This is a genomic window from Paraburkholderia sp. SIMBA_054 (assembly GCF_046534875.1).
GTDB lineage: Bacteria > Pseudomonadota > Gammaproteobacteria > Burkholderiales > Burkholderiaceae > Paraburkholderia > Paraburkholderia hospita.
The window spans coordinates 68,880-86,167 of sequence record NZ_JAWRXV010000038.1; the positions used below are offsets into that span (position 1 = coordinate 68,880).

The 17,288-nt window shown below is 64.7% G+C and carries 16 protein-coding genes; 14 read left to right on the top strand and 2 right to left on the bottom strand.

Features of this window, described 5'->3' with window-relative positions; translation table 11 throughout:
• Nucleotides 1-80: 80 nt before the first annotated feature.
• Entirely contained in the window at nucleotides 81-629 is a 549-nt protein-coding gene (locus SB822_RS35685) for a TlpA family protein disulfide reductase (protein ID WP_079486958.1), read from the bottom strand.
• A 24-nt stretch (nucleotides 630-653) separates the two neighbouring features.
• Nucleotides 654-1,307, bottom strand: a complete 654-nt coding sequence (locus SB822_RS35690) for a hypothetical protein (RefSeq protein WP_007743634.1) — start codon at nucleotides 1,305-1,307, stop codon at nucleotides 654-656.
• Between the two features lie 225 nt (nucleotides 1,308-1,532).
• Between SB822_RS35690 and mpl the strand changes: the two genes are divergently transcribed.
• The 14 genes from mpl (at nucleotide 1,533) to SB822_RS35760 (ending at nucleotide 17,119) form a co-directional block, all read left to right on the top strand.
• Nucleotides 1,533-2,954: a UDP-N-acetylmuramate:L-alanyl-gamma-D-glutamyl-meso-diaminopimelate ligase gene (gene mpl, locus SB822_RS35695; RefSeq protein WP_007743632.1), complete on the top strand. Its 1,422-nt coding sequence runs from the start codon at nucleotides 1,533-1,535 to the stop codon at nucleotides 2,952-2,954.
• A complete protein-coding gene (locus tag SB822_RS35700; RefSeq protein ID WP_007743630.1) occupies nucleotides 2,951-3,559 on the top strand; it encodes a YqiA/YcfP family alpha/beta fold hydrolase in 609 nt (202 codons plus the stop codon). The genes mpl and SB822_RS35700 overlap by 4 nt, the downstream gene beginning before the upstream one ends.
• Before the next feature lie 135 nt (nucleotides 3,560-3,694).
• Complete coding sequence (locus tag SB822_RS35705) at nucleotides 3,695-5,776, top strand: ribonuclease catalytic domain-containing protein (RefSeq protein WP_086918859.1); 2,082 nt, start codon at nucleotides 3,695-3,697, stop codon at nucleotides 5,774-5,776.
• Nucleotides 5,773-6,645 carry a shikimate dehydrogenase gene (gene aroE / locus SB822_RS35710; protein WP_410856743.1) on the top strand — a complete coding sequence of 291 codons (873 nt, stop codon included), beginning with the start codon at nucleotides 5,773-5,775 and terminating at the stop codon, nucleotides 6,643-6,645. The genes SB822_RS35705 and aroE overlap by 4 nt, the downstream gene beginning before the upstream one ends.
• Before the next feature lie 59 nt (nucleotides 6,646-6,704).
• Nucleotides 6,705-7,439: a monofunctional biosynthetic peptidoglycan transglycosylase gene (mtgA, locus tag SB822_RS35715; RefSeq protein WP_009771052.1), complete on the top strand. Its 735-nt coding sequence runs from the start codon at nucleotides 6,705-6,707 to the stop codon at nucleotides 7,437-7,439.
• 387 nt (nucleotides 7,440-7,826) lie between these two features.
• Nucleotides 7,827-8,780: an IclR family transcriptional regulator gene (locus tag SB822_RS35720; protein WP_007743620.1), complete on the top strand. Its 954-nt coding sequence runs from the start codon at nucleotides 7,827-7,829 to the stop codon at nucleotides 8,778-8,780.
• Nucleotides 8,777-9,835: a 2-dehydro-3-deoxygalactonokinase gene (locus SB822_RS35725; protein WP_079486956.1), complete on the top strand. Its 1,059-nt coding sequence runs from the start codon at nucleotides 8,777-8,779 to the stop codon at nucleotides 9,833-9,835. Before SB822_RS35720 ends, SB822_RS35725 begins: the two co-directional genes overlap by 4 nt.
• A gap of 65 nt (nucleotides 9,836-9,900) precedes the next feature.
• Nucleotides 9,901-10,581, top strand: a complete 681-nt coding sequence (locus SB822_RS35730) for a 2-dehydro-3-deoxy-6-phosphogalactonate aldolase (protein WP_009771053.1) — start codon at nucleotides 9,901-9,903, stop codon at nucleotides 10,579-10,581.
• Nucleotides 10,578-11,354: an SDR family oxidoreductase gene (locus SB822_RS35735; protein WP_410856744.1), complete on the top strand. Its 777-nt coding sequence runs from the start codon at nucleotides 10,578-10,580 to the stop codon at nucleotides 11,352-11,354. Before SB822_RS35730 ends, SB822_RS35735 begins: the two co-directional genes overlap by 4 nt.
• 171 nt (nucleotides 11,355-11,525) lie before the next feature.
• Nucleotides 11,526-12,524 carry an arabinose ABC transporter substrate-binding protein gene (locus tag SB822_RS35740; protein ID WP_410856745.1) on the top strand — a complete coding sequence of 333 codons (999 nt, stop codon included), beginning with the start codon at nucleotides 11,526-11,528 and terminating at the stop codon, nucleotides 12,522-12,524.
• A 192-nt stretch (nucleotides 12,525-12,716) separates the two neighbouring features.
• Entirely contained in the window at nucleotides 12,717-14,231 is a 1,515-nt protein-coding gene (gene araG / locus SB822_RS35745) for an L-arabinose ABC transporter ATP-binding protein AraG (protein ID WP_410856746.1), read from the top strand.
• A gap of 105 nt (nucleotides 14,232-14,336) precedes the next feature.
• On the top strand, nucleotides 14,337-15,353 hold the full coding sequence (gene araH / locus SB822_RS35750) for an L-arabinose ABC transporter permease AraH (protein WP_007743609.1): 1,017 nt from the start codon (nucleotides 14,337-14,339) through the stop codon (nucleotides 15,351-15,353).
• 51 nt (nucleotides 15,354-15,404) lie between these two features.
• Nucleotides 15,405-16,205, top strand: coding sequence for an SDR family NAD(P)-dependent oxidoreductase (locus SB822_RS35755; RefSeq protein ID WP_007743608.1), 801 nt, complete (start codon nucleotides 15,405-15,407; stop codon nucleotides 16,203-16,205).
• Entirely contained in the window at nucleotides 16,202-17,119 is a 918-nt protein-coding gene (locus SB822_RS35760) for an SMP-30/gluconolactonase/LRE family protein (protein ID WP_007743607.1), read from the top strand. The genes SB822_RS35755 and SB822_RS35760 overlap by 4 nt, the downstream gene beginning before the upstream one ends.
• Nucleotides 17,120-17,288: the final 169 nt, after the last annotated feature.

The window sequence follows — 17,288 nt, forward strand, 5'->3', positions numbered from 1 at the left end:
AGAACTTCTGACATCTTATTGTGAATATCGCCCAATCTGAGGCAAAAAGTTCTCAACTAAATGTCAAAAAGTTGTCGGAATCAGAGCGCGTCGAGCGTGCGTTTCAGCTCGTCCGGCTTGATCTGGCCGAGTTTTGTCGACCGTACGACGCCTTTTGCGTCAATTACGACCGTGTAAGGCAAACCACCCGCGTTGTTGCCGAAGGCGCGCGCGAGGTCTGCGCCGCCGAACCCGGCGACATAGATCGGATAGTTAACGGGCACCTTTTGCAGGAAGGCCTTGATGTTCTTGTCGGAATCGACGCCCAGGCCGACGAACTCGATGCCCTTCTTCGAGTATTCCTTGTGCAACGCCGACAGCGACGGCATTTCCTCGACGCACGGACCGCACCACGACGCCCAGAAGTTGATCACGACCGGGTGTCCCTTGAAACCGGCGAGTGACTGCGGCGCGCCGTCGGCATTGGTCACTTTCGCCGCCCACAGTTGATTGACGGCGTTGCTGCTGTCGGCGGGCGCCGCGTTCGCGACGCCCGCAAGGTCGTTATTGCCGAGCAGCCAGTGGCCCGCCACCGCGCCGCCCGCTGTCGCGACGACAGCCACCGCCGCGATTGCCAGAATCCGCTTCATATAGAGAGTGTGTCTGTTAAGGGTTCAGTTCGTGGAGCGCGCGGCGTCGCTTTCGTTGATCAGCGCCTGAACGGCGCGGACGTCGGCGCGCGCGGATCGTCCGCGTGCGTCAGCGCGGACTGCGCCGCGCAGGTCGTCGGTGCCATAGAGCGCGAGGTGAATCCCCACGGGCTCGGCATCGCGCCCTTCATTCGCCGGACGCCAGAGAAAGCTCAATGTTTCGACGTAGCCGCGACCCGCAAAGTGCCGCGTTTCGGAAACGTCGTACTGCATGTTCGCATTCAACAGATAAATGGCGACTTCTTTCGGGTCGTCACAGAAGGCCTGCAGATGAACATCGGAATGCTCACCCGCCGTCCCACCCAGCACCGCGCCCGTCAGATACGGATTGAACGGCGCGAGCCGCTGCATCCAGTCCAGCGCGACTTCGCGCAGCCGGCGCAACACGGCCGGCTGGCTGTCGCCCTGGAACAGCGACTGATATTCGCGGATTTCTTCCTCGATCTGGTCGTTATCCGGCAGCCATTCACCGGCGACGCGCGTTTCCCCGACCACCTGCCGCGCAGCCTTGCGCTTCGCAGTCGAGTAGTCGAGCCCGTCCTCGGCGATCATCCGCGCAGCCGCGATGGCGATTTCCTCGCGCACGCGCAGCGGATCGAAATGTGATTTGCGAACCATTCGCCAATCATACTAGAGAAAGCCTGGCGGTCTTTTTACGCCGCCGTCGCGTCGGCGGGCCTTGAGCGGGTCTGCGGCGGCCGCGCGGCGTCGCCCGGAAAAGCACGCCCGATCAAGATCGGGCGGGCCTGTCGGTTACAATAGGCGTCCTTCGCGCGAGGGCTTTCCGGTCCCCCGCGCATGTCATCTTTCCACGCAAAACACGCCTTGCGGCGCGACAGCTTTATGCACATTCACATCCTCGGCATCTGCGGCACGTTCATGGGTGGTCTCGCGGTTCTCGCGCGCAACGCCGGTCACACGGTGACGGGCTGCGACGCCGGCGTCTACCCACCGATGAGCACGCAGCTCGAGGCGCAAGGCATCACGCTGATCGAAGGCTGGGGCGTCGAGCAGCTCGACCTGAAGCCGGACCTGTTCGTGGTCGGCAACGTCGTGACGCGCGGCAATCCGCTGATGGAAGAAATCCTCAATCGCGGCCTGCCGTACACGTCCGGCCCGCAATGGCTCGGCGAGCACGTGCTGAACGGCAAGTGGGTGCTGGCCGTGGCGGGGACGCACGGCAAGACCACGACGACCTCCATGCTGACGTGGCTGCTGGAAGACGCGGGCATGAACCCGGGCTTTCTGATCGGCGGCGTGCCGCTGAATTTTGGCGTGTCGGCGCGGCTGACGGATTCAAGCTTTTTCGTGATCGAAGCTGACGAGTACGACACGGCGTTCTTCGACAAGCGCTCGAAGTTCGTCCACTACCGGCCGCGCACCGCGGTCCTGAACAACCTCGAATTCGATCACGCGGACATCTTCGCCGATCTCGCCGCGATCGAAACGCAATTTCACCACCTCGTACGCACGGTGCCGGGCATTGGCCGCGTCGTGTCGAACGGCCGCGAAGCTGCGCTGGACCGCGTTCTCACGCGCGGCTGCTGGAGCGAAGTGGAGCGCTTTGGCGTCGAAGGCGGCTGGCAGGCTTTGCCCGCTGAAGACGGCGTCGCCATCGACGAGCGCTTTGCCGTCTATCACAACGGCGAGCGGGTCGGCGTGGTCGACTGGCAGGTGCAAGGCGAGCACAACCGCATGAACGCGATCGCCGCGATCGCCGCCGCGCGCCACATCGGCGTGCCGCCCGCGCAGGCCGCAAAGTCGCTTTCGACATTCCGCAACGTGAAGCGGCGGATGGAAGTGCGCGGCAGCGTCGACGGCGTGACGGTCTACGACGATTTCGCGCATCACCCGACAGCTATCCAGACAACGGTCGCCGGTCTGCGCACGCGCATCGGCCGCGGCGAAAACGGCAAACACGCGCGCATTCTCGCCGTGCTTGAACCGCGCTCGAACACGATGAAGCTCGGCGTGATGAAGGCGCAATTGCCCGCTAGCCTCGTCGACGCCGATCTCGTATTCGGCTACGGCGCGCCCGCGGGCAAAGACGCGCTCGGCTGGAATCTGGCCGAAGCGCTCGCGCCGATGGGCGACAAGGCGCAAGCCTTCAACGACATCGACACGCTCGTCAAATCCGTCGTGGCGGCCGCGCGGCCGGGCGATCAGGTGCTCGTGATGAGCAACGGCGGCTTTGGCGGCGTGCACCAGAAACTGCTCGACGCGCTGTCGGCGCGTCCCACGGCGCAGGCGCGGGGCGTCGCGTGATTCTCTATCTGCACGGGTTCCGCTCGTCGCCCAATTCGTTCAAGGCGCGCGTGATGGCCGAGCGTCTTGCGGTGCTTGGCCGCAGCGCCGAATGGTGCTGTCCGATGCTGCCCGTGTCGCCGCTGGAAACCGTGTCGCTCGTCGAAGAACGGGTCGCGGCGGCGAATCCGGAGCAGGTGACGGTGATCGGCAGCTCGCTGGGCGGCTACTTCGCGACGCATCTCGCCGAGAAACACGGCTGGCGCGCCGTACTGCTGAATCCCGCTGTGGTGCCGGAGCGCGATCTCAGCCACTATCTCGGCGAGCAGCCGCTGTGGCATGGCGGCGGCAGCATCGTCGTCGAGCCGCGTCATCTTGATGAGTTGCGTGCGTTAGGCGTCGCGCGCATCACCCGCCCCGAACGCTATTATCTGTTTGCTGCCACCGGCGACGAAGTGCTCGATTACCGCGAAATGCTCGCGCACTATCCCGGCGTGCAGACCAGACTGATCGAAGGCAGCGACCACGCGATCAGCGAGTTTCCCGACTATGTCGACGACGTGCTCGCGTTTTGCGACGCAGCCGACGCCGACACTGAGCCGCCCGCACCACGCGAGGCGGCATGATCCGATGATCCGCACACGCCGCGCACGATGAAGCGCAAGGCACGCGCGTTGCGGACCACCACACAGAACACGACGCCGACGCGCGAAGCAACAGCACTGCGCGCCGGCCGACGCAAGCCAGAACGAGAGTATTGAGTGAACGTTTTCTTCGAGGAATCGGGTAGTTTCAAGGCCGGCAACGTGATGTCGCGTCAAGGCGACGCGTTTCAGGTCGAACTGCCGGGCGGACGCCGCGCGAAAGTTCGCGCGAAAGACGTGCTGATGGAGTTCGAGAAGCCGTCGGCGGGGGAACTGATGGAACAGGCCGATGCCGCCGCACAGGACATCGATCTGGACTTTCTGTGGGAATGCGCGCCTGAAGACGAATTCCCGTTTGCCACGCTCGGCGCCGAATACTTTGGCGAGTCGTTCGGGCCCGTCGAGCGCGCCGCGCTGATTTTGCGCATGCACGGTTCGCCCATCTATTTCCGCCGCAAGGGGCGCGGCCAGTATCAGCGCGCGCCGGAAGAGCAACTGAAGATGGCGCTCGCGTCGCTGGAGCGCAAGCGTCAGCAGGCGCTCGTGCAGCAGGGCTACGAAGAGGAACTGAAGGCGGGCCGTCTGCCGGACGGATTCCAGAGCAAGGCGCTCGGCCTCTTGACGAAGCCCGACAAGAACGCGATCGAATACAAGGCGCTCGAAGCGGCAGCGGCGGCGCGCGGTATTTCGATGGCGCGTCTGATGCTCGAATGCGGCGGCATTCCGTCGGCGCGCGCGCTGCACGAAGCGCGCTTCCTGTCGGAATTCTTCCCGCACGGCACGGGTTTTCCGCCCGTGACGATCGGTGCGCTGCCGGAAGATCTGCCGCAGGCCGAAATCGAAGCGTTCTCGATCGACGACGTGACCACGACGGAAATCGACGATGCGTTCTCCGTCGAGCATCTGTCCGACGGACGCGTGCGGATCGGCATTCACATCGCGGCGCCGGCGCTGGGCATCGAACGCGGCGATGCCGTCGATGCGGTCGCGCGCGGCCGTCTGTCGACCGTTTACATGCCGGGCGACAAGATCACGATGCTGCCCGATTCCGTCGTGGAAAAATTCACGCTGGCCGAAGGCGGTTTGCGCCCGGCGCTGTCGCTGTACAGCATCGTGAACCGCGAGACGCAGGAAATCGTCGTCAGCGAAACGCGTGCCGAACTGGTCTACGTGAAGAACAATCTGCGCCACAACACGCTCGACGAACTCGTCACGGAAGAGGCGCTCGCCAATGGCACGGGCGACTATCCGCACAAGGAAGACATCGCGGTACTGTGGCCGTTTGCGCAGGCGCTGTTCGAGAAGCGCCAGCTCGCGCGCGCCGGTTTCGGCCTCAGGCGCGAAGTGCAGCGCAATACGGACTTCAATTTCTACGTCGAAGGCGAGCATGTGAGCATCACCCCGCGCCGCCGCGGTTCGCCGCTCGATACGATCGTCGCTGAACTGGCGATTCTCGCGAACTCGACGTGGGGCGCGTTCCTGCACGATCACGGCGTGCCCGGCATCTATCGCTCGCAGCGCGCGTTCGGCGCGCCGACAGGACCGAAGCGCACCCGGATGCAGACGACGGCCGCGCCGCACGAAGGTCTCGGCGTGTCGCAGTACGCATGGAGCACATCGCCGCTGCGCCGCTACGTCGACCTCGTCAACCAGTGGCAACTGATCGCGTGCGTGCAGCACGGCGTGACGGCGAAGCTCGCGGCGCCGTTCAAGCCGAAGGACGCCGACCTGTTCGCCGTCGTGCAAGGCTTCGATGACACTTACACCGCGTACGCCGATCATCAGCGTCGCATGGAGTATTTCTGGTGTCTGCGCTGGCTCACGCAAGAGGGCAAGAAGCAGGTGGTCGCTTCCGTCGTGAAGGGCGATCTCGTGCGTCTCGAAGACGTGCCGCTGCTGCTGCACGTGCCGGGTCTCGGCGTGCATGCGCGCGGCACGCGGCTGATGCTCGAAGTGATGTCGGTGGATGAACTGACGGTCGAGGCGTCGGTGCGGCCGTTGCACGTGCTCGACGCACCGACCGTGACGAGCGGCACGGAAGAAGAGGAAGAGACCGAAGAAGAAATCATCGACGCCGCCGACGAATCCGCCGAAAGCGAAGCCGAAGCGCAAGCCGAAGCCGATACGGCCGCAGCGGAGGGCGAGCAGCCCGCCGACTCGAACGATCCAACGCAACATGCGACGGAGCAGGGCCAATGACGACCGACACGACGACCCAACGCGACCGCTACGCGGTGATCGGCAATCCGATCGCGCACAGCAAGTCGCCGCTCATCCACGCGCGCTTTGCCGAGCAGACGGGCGAACCCGTCGAATATGGCCGCCTGCTCGCGCCCGTCGATCAGTTCGAGTCGCACGTGCGGGCCTTCATCGCCGAAGGCGGGCGCGGCATGAACGTCACCGTGCCGTTCAAGCTCGACGCGCACGCGTTCGCGACCGCGCTGTCGCCGCGTGCGGCGGCGGCGGGCGCGGTGAACACGCTGCGCTTCGAGAAAGACGGCGGCGTTTACGGCGACAACACGGATGGCTTTGGCCTCGTGCGCGACATCGAAGTGAATCTGGGCGTGTCGTTGAAGAACGCGCGCGTGCTGCTGCTCGGCGCGGGCGGTGCGGCGCGCGGCGTCGTGCTGCCGATGCTCGAACGCAAGCCGCAATCGCTCACCATCGTGAACCGCACGGTATCGAAGGCCGAGGCGCTGGTTGCACAATTCGCCAGCGCGGCCAGCGACGCCGCATGCCGTCTGACGGGCGGCAGCGCGCAGACGATTGAAACGGGCGCCTATGACGTGATCGTCAACGCGACGGCAAGCAGCCTCGACGCGGCGCTGCCCGAGTGCGACGACGGCGCGTTCGGCGCGGGCACGCTCGCGTACGACATGATGTACGGCGCGCAGCCGACCGTCTTCATGCAGCACGCCAACCAGCTCGGCGCGCGCGCGGCCGATGGCCTCGGCATGCTGGTCGAGCAGGCGGCGGAATCGTTCTTCGTGTGGCGCGGCGTGCGTCCCGACGGCGCGCCCGTGCTCGCCGCGCTGCGCGAGATGCTGCGCGCGCCGCAAAGCGCGTGAGCGGCTGAGCGGCTCAACGCAAGCGACGCGCCTCCAGATTCCACGACATGGCGACGACAATGACGAAGACGAGGCGCGCGAAGGGGCAGCAGGCCGGCGCGAGTCCCGCACGCTGGGTGATGTATGCCGGCGCGGTCTTCGTCGTTGCGTGGGTCGCTACACAGCTGTTCTATTTCGCGCAGATCGCCGTGTGGAACTCCGTGAATCCGCAATCGACGGCGTTCATGCGCTCCGATGCCTGGCGTCTTTCGCAAGACCGTCCCGATCTGTCGATCCAGCACACGTGGGTTCCCTACGATCAGATCTCACGCAATCTGAAGCGCGCGATCATCGCTTCGGAAGATGCGAACTTCGCCACGAACAACGGCTACGAAACGGACGCGATTCTCCAGGCATGGGAGAAAAACAAGGCGCGCGGCAAGATCGTCAGAGGCGGCTCCACGATCACGCAGCAGCTCGCGCGCAATCTGTTCCTGTCGCGTGAAAAGAGCTATATCCGCAAAGGCCAGGAGCTGATCATCACATGGATGCTCGAGACGCTGATGGACAAGGAGCGCATCTTCGAGATCTATCTGAATTCGGTTGAATGGGGCAATGGCGTGTACGGTGCGGAGGCGGCGGCGCGCTATTACTTCAAGACGTCGGCCGCGAACCTGACGGCCGGCCAGTCGGCCCGGCTCGCGGTGATGCTGCCGAGGCCGAAATACTTCGACGAGCATCGTACTTCCAGCTACCTCACGCAACGCGCACGGGTGATCGCGCGCAGGATGGGCGCGGCCGAACTGCCGGACTGAGTTCCGAACGCGCTATGGCTACAGAAACGGCGGGTCCCGCAACGGGACCCGCCGTTTTGCTTTCTGCATAGGCGCGCATCGCCCGATTTCGCCAGTTCCCAACATATGGACGTTGCGCTCATATGTTGGTGAATCTCAAAAAAGCGCCCTACAATCCGGTTCAACAAGCCGACACCGGCCAGAAACACCGCATCGTCGCCAGCGCAAAACGCGCGGCGTACGCCGCGGGACGAAAATCGGAGACACCACGCCATGCCTTCCAGCACCTTGCTGCACGACCCGCTTGCGCCAACCCGCGCGAACCACGCGCAGCTTCGAATCACGCCCGACGCGCACCTTCACGCCGGCATTTCGCGGTAACTCACCTTTTGTCTGTTGCCAGTCGCCATGAACAAAGCGATGACCTCTCACGTCGAGTCCGAAGCGCCCGAGGCGCCTGAAGTCGAAGCGCCGCGCAAGCCCGCCGCGCGTCCCGCCAACGGTGTCGTCGTGCCGACGCCGCCCGCCGACACGATCGGCCTGCCGAGCACGCTGCTCGACATCACGCCGCAGCAAGCCGGCACGCAGACGCTGCTGCGCGGCCTCGCGATTCTCGAAGCGGCCGCCGCGGGCGTGCGCGATCTGCGCACCTTCGGCGCCGCGCTCGGCACGACGCGCAGCACCACGCACCGTCTCGTTAGCAGCCTCGTGCAGGCGCGCTATCTGCGCCAGGTTCAGGGCGGCTACCTGCTCGGTCCGAAGCTGATCGAGCTCGGCACGATCGCGCTCGAGCAGATGCCGCTCACGACCGTCGCGCGCCCGCATCTGGCGTCGCTCGCTGAACTGACGCACGACACGATCCACCTCGGCGTGCGCGACGGCGACGACGTGCTGTACATCGACAAGATTCCCGGCACGCGCGGCCTCGAAATGCGCTCGCGCGTCGGCCACCGGATGCCGCTCGCATCGACGGGTATCGGCAAGGCGATGATGCTCGACCTCGGTCCCGACCAGTGGCAGTCGCTGTTCGACGCGTCGCGTCGCGCGCTCGCAGGCGTCAGCTTCAAGCCCGACAACCGGCCCGACCAGCAGACCTTCATGCAGCGCATGACGAACTACTCGGCAGGCGGCTTCACGTTCGATCTCGAAGAGAACGAAGCGTCGATCCGCTGCGTGGCCGCGCCCGTGCGCGATGCGTCGGGTTCGATCGTCGCAGCGCTGTCGGTCGCAAGCACGATTCCGTACATGTCGCTTGAGCGCATGGACGAGCTGATTCCCGTCGTGCAGCGCGAGGCGCGCGCGATTTCGGAAGAACTGGGCTGGCGTGTTCCGCAACCGACTACCCGCAGGATCAAACGATGACTCAGACGGGCTCGACCCTGTCCACGGAACAAGCACAGCCGGCGCAGACGGCAGCAGCGGCGGGTCATGCGGCATCGGCCGCACTGATCGCGCTCGACTGGGGCACGACGTCGCTGCGCGCCTATCTGTTCGACGCGAACGGCGCAGTGCTGGAAACGCGCGCGTCGACGGCGGGCATCATGAATCTGCCGCGCCCGGCGGCGGAAGGCGGCTTCGACGCGGCGTTCGATGCTGTCGTCGGTGCATGGCTGGACCGCGCGCCCGAGCTGCCCGTGATCGCGGCTGGCATGGTCGGCAGCGCGCAAGGCTGGAAGGAAGCGCCGTACGTGAATGCGCCCGCGAGCGCCGACGCGCTCGTCGACGGCATCGTGCGCGTGCAGACGGCGCGCGGCGTGCCGCTGAATATCGTCCCCGGCGTGCTGCAGAACGGCGAGCTGCCGAACGTGATGCGCGGCGAGGAAACGCAGATTTTCGGCGCGCTGGCCTGCGTGGAACCGTCGGCGGCGGGCAAGGGCCTGCTGATCGGCCTGCCGGGCACGCACGCGAAATGGGTGATGGTGCGCGACGCGAAGATCGAGCGCTTCGACACGTTCATGACGGGTGAAGTCTTCGCGGCACTCTCCGAGCACACGATTCTCGGTCGTACGATGCTCACGCCCGACCAGCCCGACACCGATGCTTTTCTGCGCGGCGTGCGAGTCGCGCGCGACAAGGGCAAGGCCGGCGTGCTCGCAACGATTTTCAGCACGCGCACGCTGGGCCTGACGGGCCAGCTCGCGCGTGAGCAGCAACCCGATTATCTGTCCGGCCTGCTGATCGGCCACGAACTGAGCGGCCTCGAAGCGGCGCTCGCGCAACAGCAATCGACGCTCGCCGGCAGCGCGCTGCAACTGATCGGCAACGAGGCGCTGTGCGAACGCTACCGGCTCGCGCTCGCGCAATTCGGCTGCCATCAGGCGGACCTCGTGAAGCAGGCGACCGAGCGCGGCTTGTGGCGCATCGCGGCGCAAGCGGGTCTCGTCAGCGAAGCGTCGGGCGCCGCTCAGGCCACCTGAAGCGCGAACCGGAACGCGACCTGAACAAGAGCCGCGCCGGCGCGCAACGAACCCAAGGAACCGACATGTCACTCGATCTGAATCTGCCCGCACCGTACCAGCCGCACGCCGGCCTGATGGCTGCGTTTGAAGCGTGCCCGCTGGTCGCGATTCTGCGCGGCATCACGCCCGCCGATGCCGCCGATCACGGCCGCGCGCTGTACGAAGCGGGCTTTCGCATCATCGAAGTGCCGCTCAATTCGCCGAACCCGTTCGACAGCATCGCGGCGATCCGCCAGGCGCTGCCTGCCGACGCCATCATCGGCGCGGGCACGGTGCTGCGCGGCGAACTCGTGCACGACGTGAAGGCGGCGGGTGGCGAACTGATCGTGATGCCGCACAGCGACCCCGAAGTCGTGACGACGGCGAAGTCGCTCGCGATGGCATGCGCGCCGGGCGTCGCAACGCCGACGGAAGCCTTTATCGCGCTGAAGAACGGCGCGGACGTGCTGAAGATGTTCCCCGCCGAGCAGCTCGGCTGCCAGGTCGTGAAAGCGTGGCGGGCGGTGATTCACAAGGACGTGCCGCTGCTTCCCGTCGGCGGAGTCTTGCCGGACAACATGGGGCCGTTCCTCTCCGCGGGCGCGAACGGATTCGGCCTCGGCTCGGCGCTGTACAAGCCGGGCCAGCCGGCAACGACGACGGCTTTGCATGCAAAGGCGTTCATCAACGGTCTGCGCATCGCGCGCGCGGGCGTGAAGAAATGAAACGGCTGCAAGGCAAGGTCGCGCTGGTGACGGGTGCGGGACGCGGCATCGGCGCGGCGATCGCGACGGCGTTCGCGCGCGAGGGCGCCGCTGTCGTGCTCGCGGAACTCAACATCGAAACCGCGCAGCGCACGGCCGCCGACATCGCCACGCAAACGGGTGGCAAGACGCTCGCCGTGCAGACGGACGTCACGCAATCCGCGTCCGTGCAGCGCGCGGTGAGCGAAGGCGAAAGCGCCTTCGGCCCGATCGACGTGCTGGTGAACAACGCAGGCATCAACGTGTTTTGCGACCCGCTGACGATGACCGACGAAGACTGGCGCCGCTGTTTCGCCGTCGATCTGGACGGCGTGTGGAACGGCTGCCGCGCGGTGCTGCCGGGGATGGTCGAGCGCGGCGCGGGCAGCATCGTGAACATCGCGTCGACACACTCGTTCAAGATCATTCCGGGCTGCTTCCCGTATCCCGTCGCGAAGCACGGCGTGATCGGGCTGACGCGCGCGCTCGGCATCGAATACGCGCCGCGCAACGTGCGCGTGAATGCGATCGCGCCGGGTTACATCGAAACGCAGTTGACGCGCGACTGGTGGGACGGTCAGACCGACCCCGCCGCCGCGAAGCAGGCGACGCTCGATCTGCAGCCGATGAAGCGCATCGGCAAGCCGGAAGAAGTGGCGATGACAGCCGTATTTCTCGCGTCGGATGAAGCGCCTTTCATCAACGCGAGTTGCATCACCGTTGATGGCGGGCGCTCGGCGCTTTACCACGACTAAAGCGTATCGAAGAATAAAGCAGTAGCGAAGGAACAGAAAAAGCAGCAAAGCCGCCCCGCAAACGGGGCGACGGTGTGAACCGCCTGACGCGCTGGCCGCGTGTGTCGGTGGCGGTACAAGAAGACGCGGCCGATAACCTTCTCGTTACTCATTAGTCAGGAGACACGCATTATGAAACGCAGAATTTTCCTCACGCTGGCAGCAGCGGCGACGGCGGTGCTCTTCAACGCACCCGTCGCGCAAGCTGCCGACCCGGTCAAGATCGGCTTCCTCGTGAAGCAGCCTGAAGAGCCGTGGTTCCAGGACGAGTGGAAGTTCGCCGAAGCCGCTGCCAAGGAAAAGGGCTTCACGCTGGTGAAGATCGGCGCGCCGTCGGGTGAGAAGGTCATGAGCGCAATCGACAACCTCGCTGCGCAAAAGGCACAAGGCTTCGTGATTTGCACGCCGGACGTGAAGCTCGGACCGGGCATCGTCGCGAAGGCGAAGGCTGACGGCCTGAAGATGATGACGGTCGACGACCGACTCGTCGACGGCGCAGGCAAGCCGATCGAATCGGTGCCGCACATGGGCATCTCGGCTTACAACATCGGCAAGCAGGTCGGTGAAGGCATCGCGGCTGAAATCAAGAAGCGCGGCTGGGACATGAAGGATGTCGGCGCGATCGACGTGACCTACGAACAGCTGCCGACGGCGCATGACCGCACGGCTGGCGCAACCGACGCGCTGATCGCCGCCGGTTTCCCGAAGGCCAACATCATCGCCGCGCCGCAATCGAAGACCGATACGGAAAACGCGTTCAACGCAGCCAACATCGCGCTGACGAAGAATCCGAACTTCAAGCACTGGGTTGCCTACGGCCTGAACGACGAAGCCGTGCTGGGCGCCGTGCGTGCAGCGGAAGGCCGCGGCTTCAAGGCCGACAACATGATCGGCATCGGCATTGGCGGCTCGGACTCGGCGTTGAACGAGTTCAAGAAGCCGAACCCGACGGGCTTCTTCGGCACGGTGATCATCAGCCCGAAGCGCCACGGCGAAGAGACGTCCGAACTGATGTACGCGTGGATCACGCACGGCAAGGAACCGCCGAAGCTTACGCTGACGACGGGCATGCTGGCCACGCGCGACAACGTCGGCGAAGTGCGTGAAAAGATGGGTCTCGCGTCGAAGTAAGCGGGCAAATAAGCGGGACGAACGCGCGTGAGTGCGCATGAGCGGCACTCACGCGCCGCGCGCTCCGTCGGCGATCGGCGGAGCGCGCAGGACGGAACGGTTCAGAAGCAGAGGGACAAGCCATCGTGAACTGCGCACCAGGCGAACGGCTGCGGCATGCACGACGGTTCAATCGAAGTAACAGGAGGCAAAGTGTCAGCGACGCTGCGTTTTGACAATATCGGCAAGGTGTTTCCAGGCGTGCGTGCGCTCGACGGCATCTCTTTCGACGTGCACGCCGGCCAGGTGCATGGCCTGATGGGCGAAAACGGCGCAGGGAAATCGACCCTGCTGAAGATTCTCGGCGGTGAATATCAGCCGGATTCCGGCCGCGTGATGATCGACGGCAACGAAGTGCGTTTTGCAAGTGCGGGCGCATCGATTGGTTCGGGCATTGCGGTGATTCACCAGGAACTGCAGTACGTGCCCGATCTGACGGTAGCGGAGAACCTGCTGCTCGGCCGCTTGCCGAACACGGTCGGCTTCGTGAAGAAGGCCGATGCCAAGCGCTATGTGCGCGAGCAGCTCGCGGCGATGGGCGTGGATCTCGATCCGAATGCGAAGCTGCGCAAGCTGTCGATCGCGCAACGCCAGATGGTCGAAATCTGCAAGGCGCTGATGCGCAACGCTCGCGTGATCGCGCTCGACGAGCCGACCAGCTCGCTGTCGCACCGCGAAACGGAAGTGCTGTTCAAGCTGGTGCGCAATCTGCGCGCCGACAACCGCGCGCTGATCTACATCTCGCACCGGATGGACGAGATCTATCAGCTGTGCGACGCGTGCACGATTTTCCGCGACGGCCGCAAGGTCGCGTCCCATCCGACGCTTGAAGGCGTGAGCCGCGACACGATCGTGGCCGAAATGGTCGGCCGCGAAATCTCGGACATCTACGGCTACCGGCCGCGTGAACTCGGCGAAGTGCGCTTCTCGGTGAAGAACATCGAAGGCCGCCCGCTGACGGAACCGGCCAGTTTCGAGGTGCGGCGCGGCGAGATCGTCGGCTTCTTCGGGCTGGTGGGCGCGGGCCGCAGCGAACTGATGCACCTGATCTACGGCGACGATCCGAAGAAGGGCGGCGAACTGGTGCTCGACGGCAAGCCGATCAAGGTGAAGAGCGCCGGCGAAGCGATCCGCCAGGGCATCGTGCTGTGCCCGGAAGACCGCAAGGAAGAAGGCATCGTCGCGATTGCTTCAGTAGCGGAGAACATCAATATCAGCTGTCGCCGTCATTATCTGAAGGCGGGGCTGTTTCTCGATCGCAAGAAGGAAGCCGAAACGGCTGACCGCTTCATCAAGCTGCTGAAGATCAAGACGCCGAGCCGCCGCCAGAAGATCCGTTTTCTGTCGGGCGGCAACCAGCAGAAGGCGATTCTGTCGCGCTGGCTGGCCGAGCCGGATCTGCGCGTCGTGATTCTCGACGAGCCGACGCGCGGCATCGACGTCGGCGCGAAGCACGAAATTTATAACGTGATTTACGAGTTGGCCCAGCGCGGCTGCGCGATCGTGATGATTTCGTCGGAACTGCCGGAAGTGCTGGGCGTGTCCGACCGGATTCTCGTGATGCGCCAGGGGCGCATTTCGGGCGAACTGCCGCGCAGCGCCGCCACCGAGCAATCGGTGCTGAACCTCGCGCTGCCGAAGAGCTCGACGACGGCGCAGGCGGCCTGAACGCGTACGCGCGCCGGCCGGGTGAAACGAAAACCGCAAGACATCTGTAACTGACAGGATCTACAACAGTCCTGTAACCCGTGGGGAACGGGAGGAGTGAACCAAATGCAAGCCAGAGAAAACCTCGCGCAACAGGCCGCCAAGAGCGCCGCTGAAGCGCTGATCCCGCAAGCCAACGACAAGCAGAAGTGGTGGCAGCAGATCACGGAATACAGCCTGATCGTGATCTTCGTCGTGATGTTCATCACGATGTCGCTGACCGTCGATCACTTCTTCTCGATCGAGAACATGCTCGGTCTCGCGCTGTCGATTTCGCAGATCGGCATGGTCGCGTGCACGATGATGTTCTGTCTCGCGTCGCGTGACTTCGACCTGTCCATCGGCTCGACAGTCGCCTTTGCCGGCGTGTTGTGCGCAATGGTGCTCAACGCGACGGGTAACACGTTCATCGCGATCATCGCCGCCGTTGTCGCGGGTTCGGTGATCGGCTTCGTCAACGGCGCGGTGATCGCGTATCTGCGCATCAACGCGCTGATCACGACGCTCGCGACGATGGAAATCGTGCGCGGCCTCGGCTTCATCGTGTCGCACGGTCAGGCTGTGGGCGTGTCGTCGGATACGTTCATCGCGCTCGGCAGCCTGTCGATGTTCGGCGTGTCGCTGCCCATCTGGGTGACGCTGGTGTGCTTCATCGTGTTCGGCGTGATGCTGAATTCGACGGTGTACGGCCGCAATACGCTGGCGATCGGCGGCAATCCGGAAGCGTCGCGTCTCGCCGGTATCAACGTCGAGCGCACGCGCGTCTACATCTTCCTGATTCAGGGCGCGGTGACGGCGCTGGCGGGTGTGATTCTCGCGTCGCGTATCACGTCGGGTCAGCCGAACGCTGCCGAAGGCTTCGAGCTGAACGTGATTTCGGCGTGCGTGCTGGGCGGCGTGTCGCTGCTCGGCGGCCGCGCGACGATTTCGGGCGTCGTGATCGGCGTGCTGATCATGGGCACCGTCGAAAACGTGATGAACCTGATGAACATCGACGCGTTCTATCAGTACCTCGTGCGCGGTGCGATCCTGCTCGCGGCGGTGCTGCTGGACCAGTTGAAGAATCGCGGTTCGCGTGACTGATTAGCGACTGATTTCTCTTAACGCTCAACGCCAGAAGAAGGAAACCGAACGATGTCGTCTCCCGCCTGCGCGAACGCGCGTGAAGAACAGGGCGTCTACGCGCGCTATCCGAGCCTCGTGGATCGCACGGTGCTGATCACGGGCGGCGCGACGGGCATCGGCGCATCGTTCGTCGAGCATTTCGTGGCGCAGGGCGCGCGCGTCGCGTTCTTCGATATCGACGAAACGGCGGGCGACGCGCTCGCCGATCAACTCGGCGATTCGCGTCACAAGCCGCTTTTTCTGCGAGTCGATCTGACCGACATCGACGCGCTGAAGAAGGCGATCGCCGACGTGCGCGCGGCGCTCGGCCCGATTGAAGTGCTGGTGAACAACGCGGCGAACGACAAGCGCCACAAGATCGAAGACGTGACGCCCGAATCGTTCGACGCAGGTATCGCCGTCAATATCCGTCACCAGTTCTTCGCAGCGCAAGCCGTCGCCGACGACATGAAGGCGGCGCAGCGCGGCTCGATCATCAATCTCGGCTCGATCAGCTGGATGCTGAAGAATGGCGGCTATCCCGTGTACACGCTGGCGAAGTCGGCTGTACAGGGACTGACGAAGGGACTCGCGCGCGATCTCGGCCACTTCGGCATTCGCGTGAACGCGCTGGTGCCGGGCTGGGTGATGACGGACAAGCAAAAGCGCTTGTGGCTCGACGACGCCGGGCGTCTCGCGATCAAGCAAGGCCAGTGCATCGACGCCGAGCTGCTGCCCGACGACCTCGCGCGGATGGCGCTGTTCCTCGCCGCCGACGACAGCCGCATGATCACCGCGCAGGACATCATCGTCGATGGAGGCTGGGCATGAGCGACACGATCACCAACGTTCAGGCTGCATTGCTGGTCGATTCGAAATGCACGCTGGGCGAAGGCGCAACGTGGGACGCGCGCAGCGGCCTTTTCTACTGGACGGATATTGAAGGCGCGCGGCTCTGGCGTTACGATCCGCGCGATGGCCGCAGCACGTTCTGGCGCATGCCGGAGCGGCTGTCGACTTTCGCGTTGTGCGCCGATCCGCATTACATGCTGTTGGGTCTCGCATCGCGGCTGGCTTTCTTCGACCTTGCAACGAGCGAGATCGAGTCGATCGTCGAGGTCGAGCCGGGCATGAACACGCGCGTCAATGACGGGCGCTGCGATCGCCAGGGACGCTTCGTGTTCGGCACGAAGGATGAAGCGTCGCCGGTGCAGGCGATCGGCGGGTTTTACCGGCTGAATCATGATCTGTCGCTCGAACGTCTGGCATTGCCTTCGCCCGCGATTTCGAACAGTATCGCGTTCAGCCCCGACGGCGCGACGATGTACTTCTGCGATTCGCCGACGCTCGAAATCCGCGCGTGCGATTACCTCGCGGACGGCGGCGTCGCGAACGAGCGGCTGTTCGTGAAGCTGACCGACAAGACGGGCGAGCCTGACGGTTCGACGGTCGATAGCGAAGGCGGCCTGTGGAATGCGCAGTGGGGCGGACGGCGCGTGGTGCGCTACGACGCGAGCGGCGTGGAGACGGAGCGCGTCGACGTGCCGACCGTGCAGCCCAGTTGTGTCGCGCTGGGCGGCGCGCAACTCGGCACGCTGTATGTGACGAGCGCGCGCGTCGGGCTCGATGCGCAGGCGCTGGCGGGCGATACGCGCGCCGGCGGCGTGTATGTCGCGACGCAGGGCCGGCGCGGTTTGCCGGAGCCGGTGTTCAAGGGATCGCCCGCGGCGAAGCGCGGAGCGTAACGCAAGCGAACTAAAACATCTTCGCAGTATCCGAAGCAAGGTAGTCCACGCCCCAAAGGCAGTCAGATTTGGGGCGCGCAACAAAACTCAGGAGGCGGCCGCGACGACGTGCCGCCCGCACAAGCAGCCATCTGTTCTCCGATGCGCCGATCATGCCGTCCGATGCCTC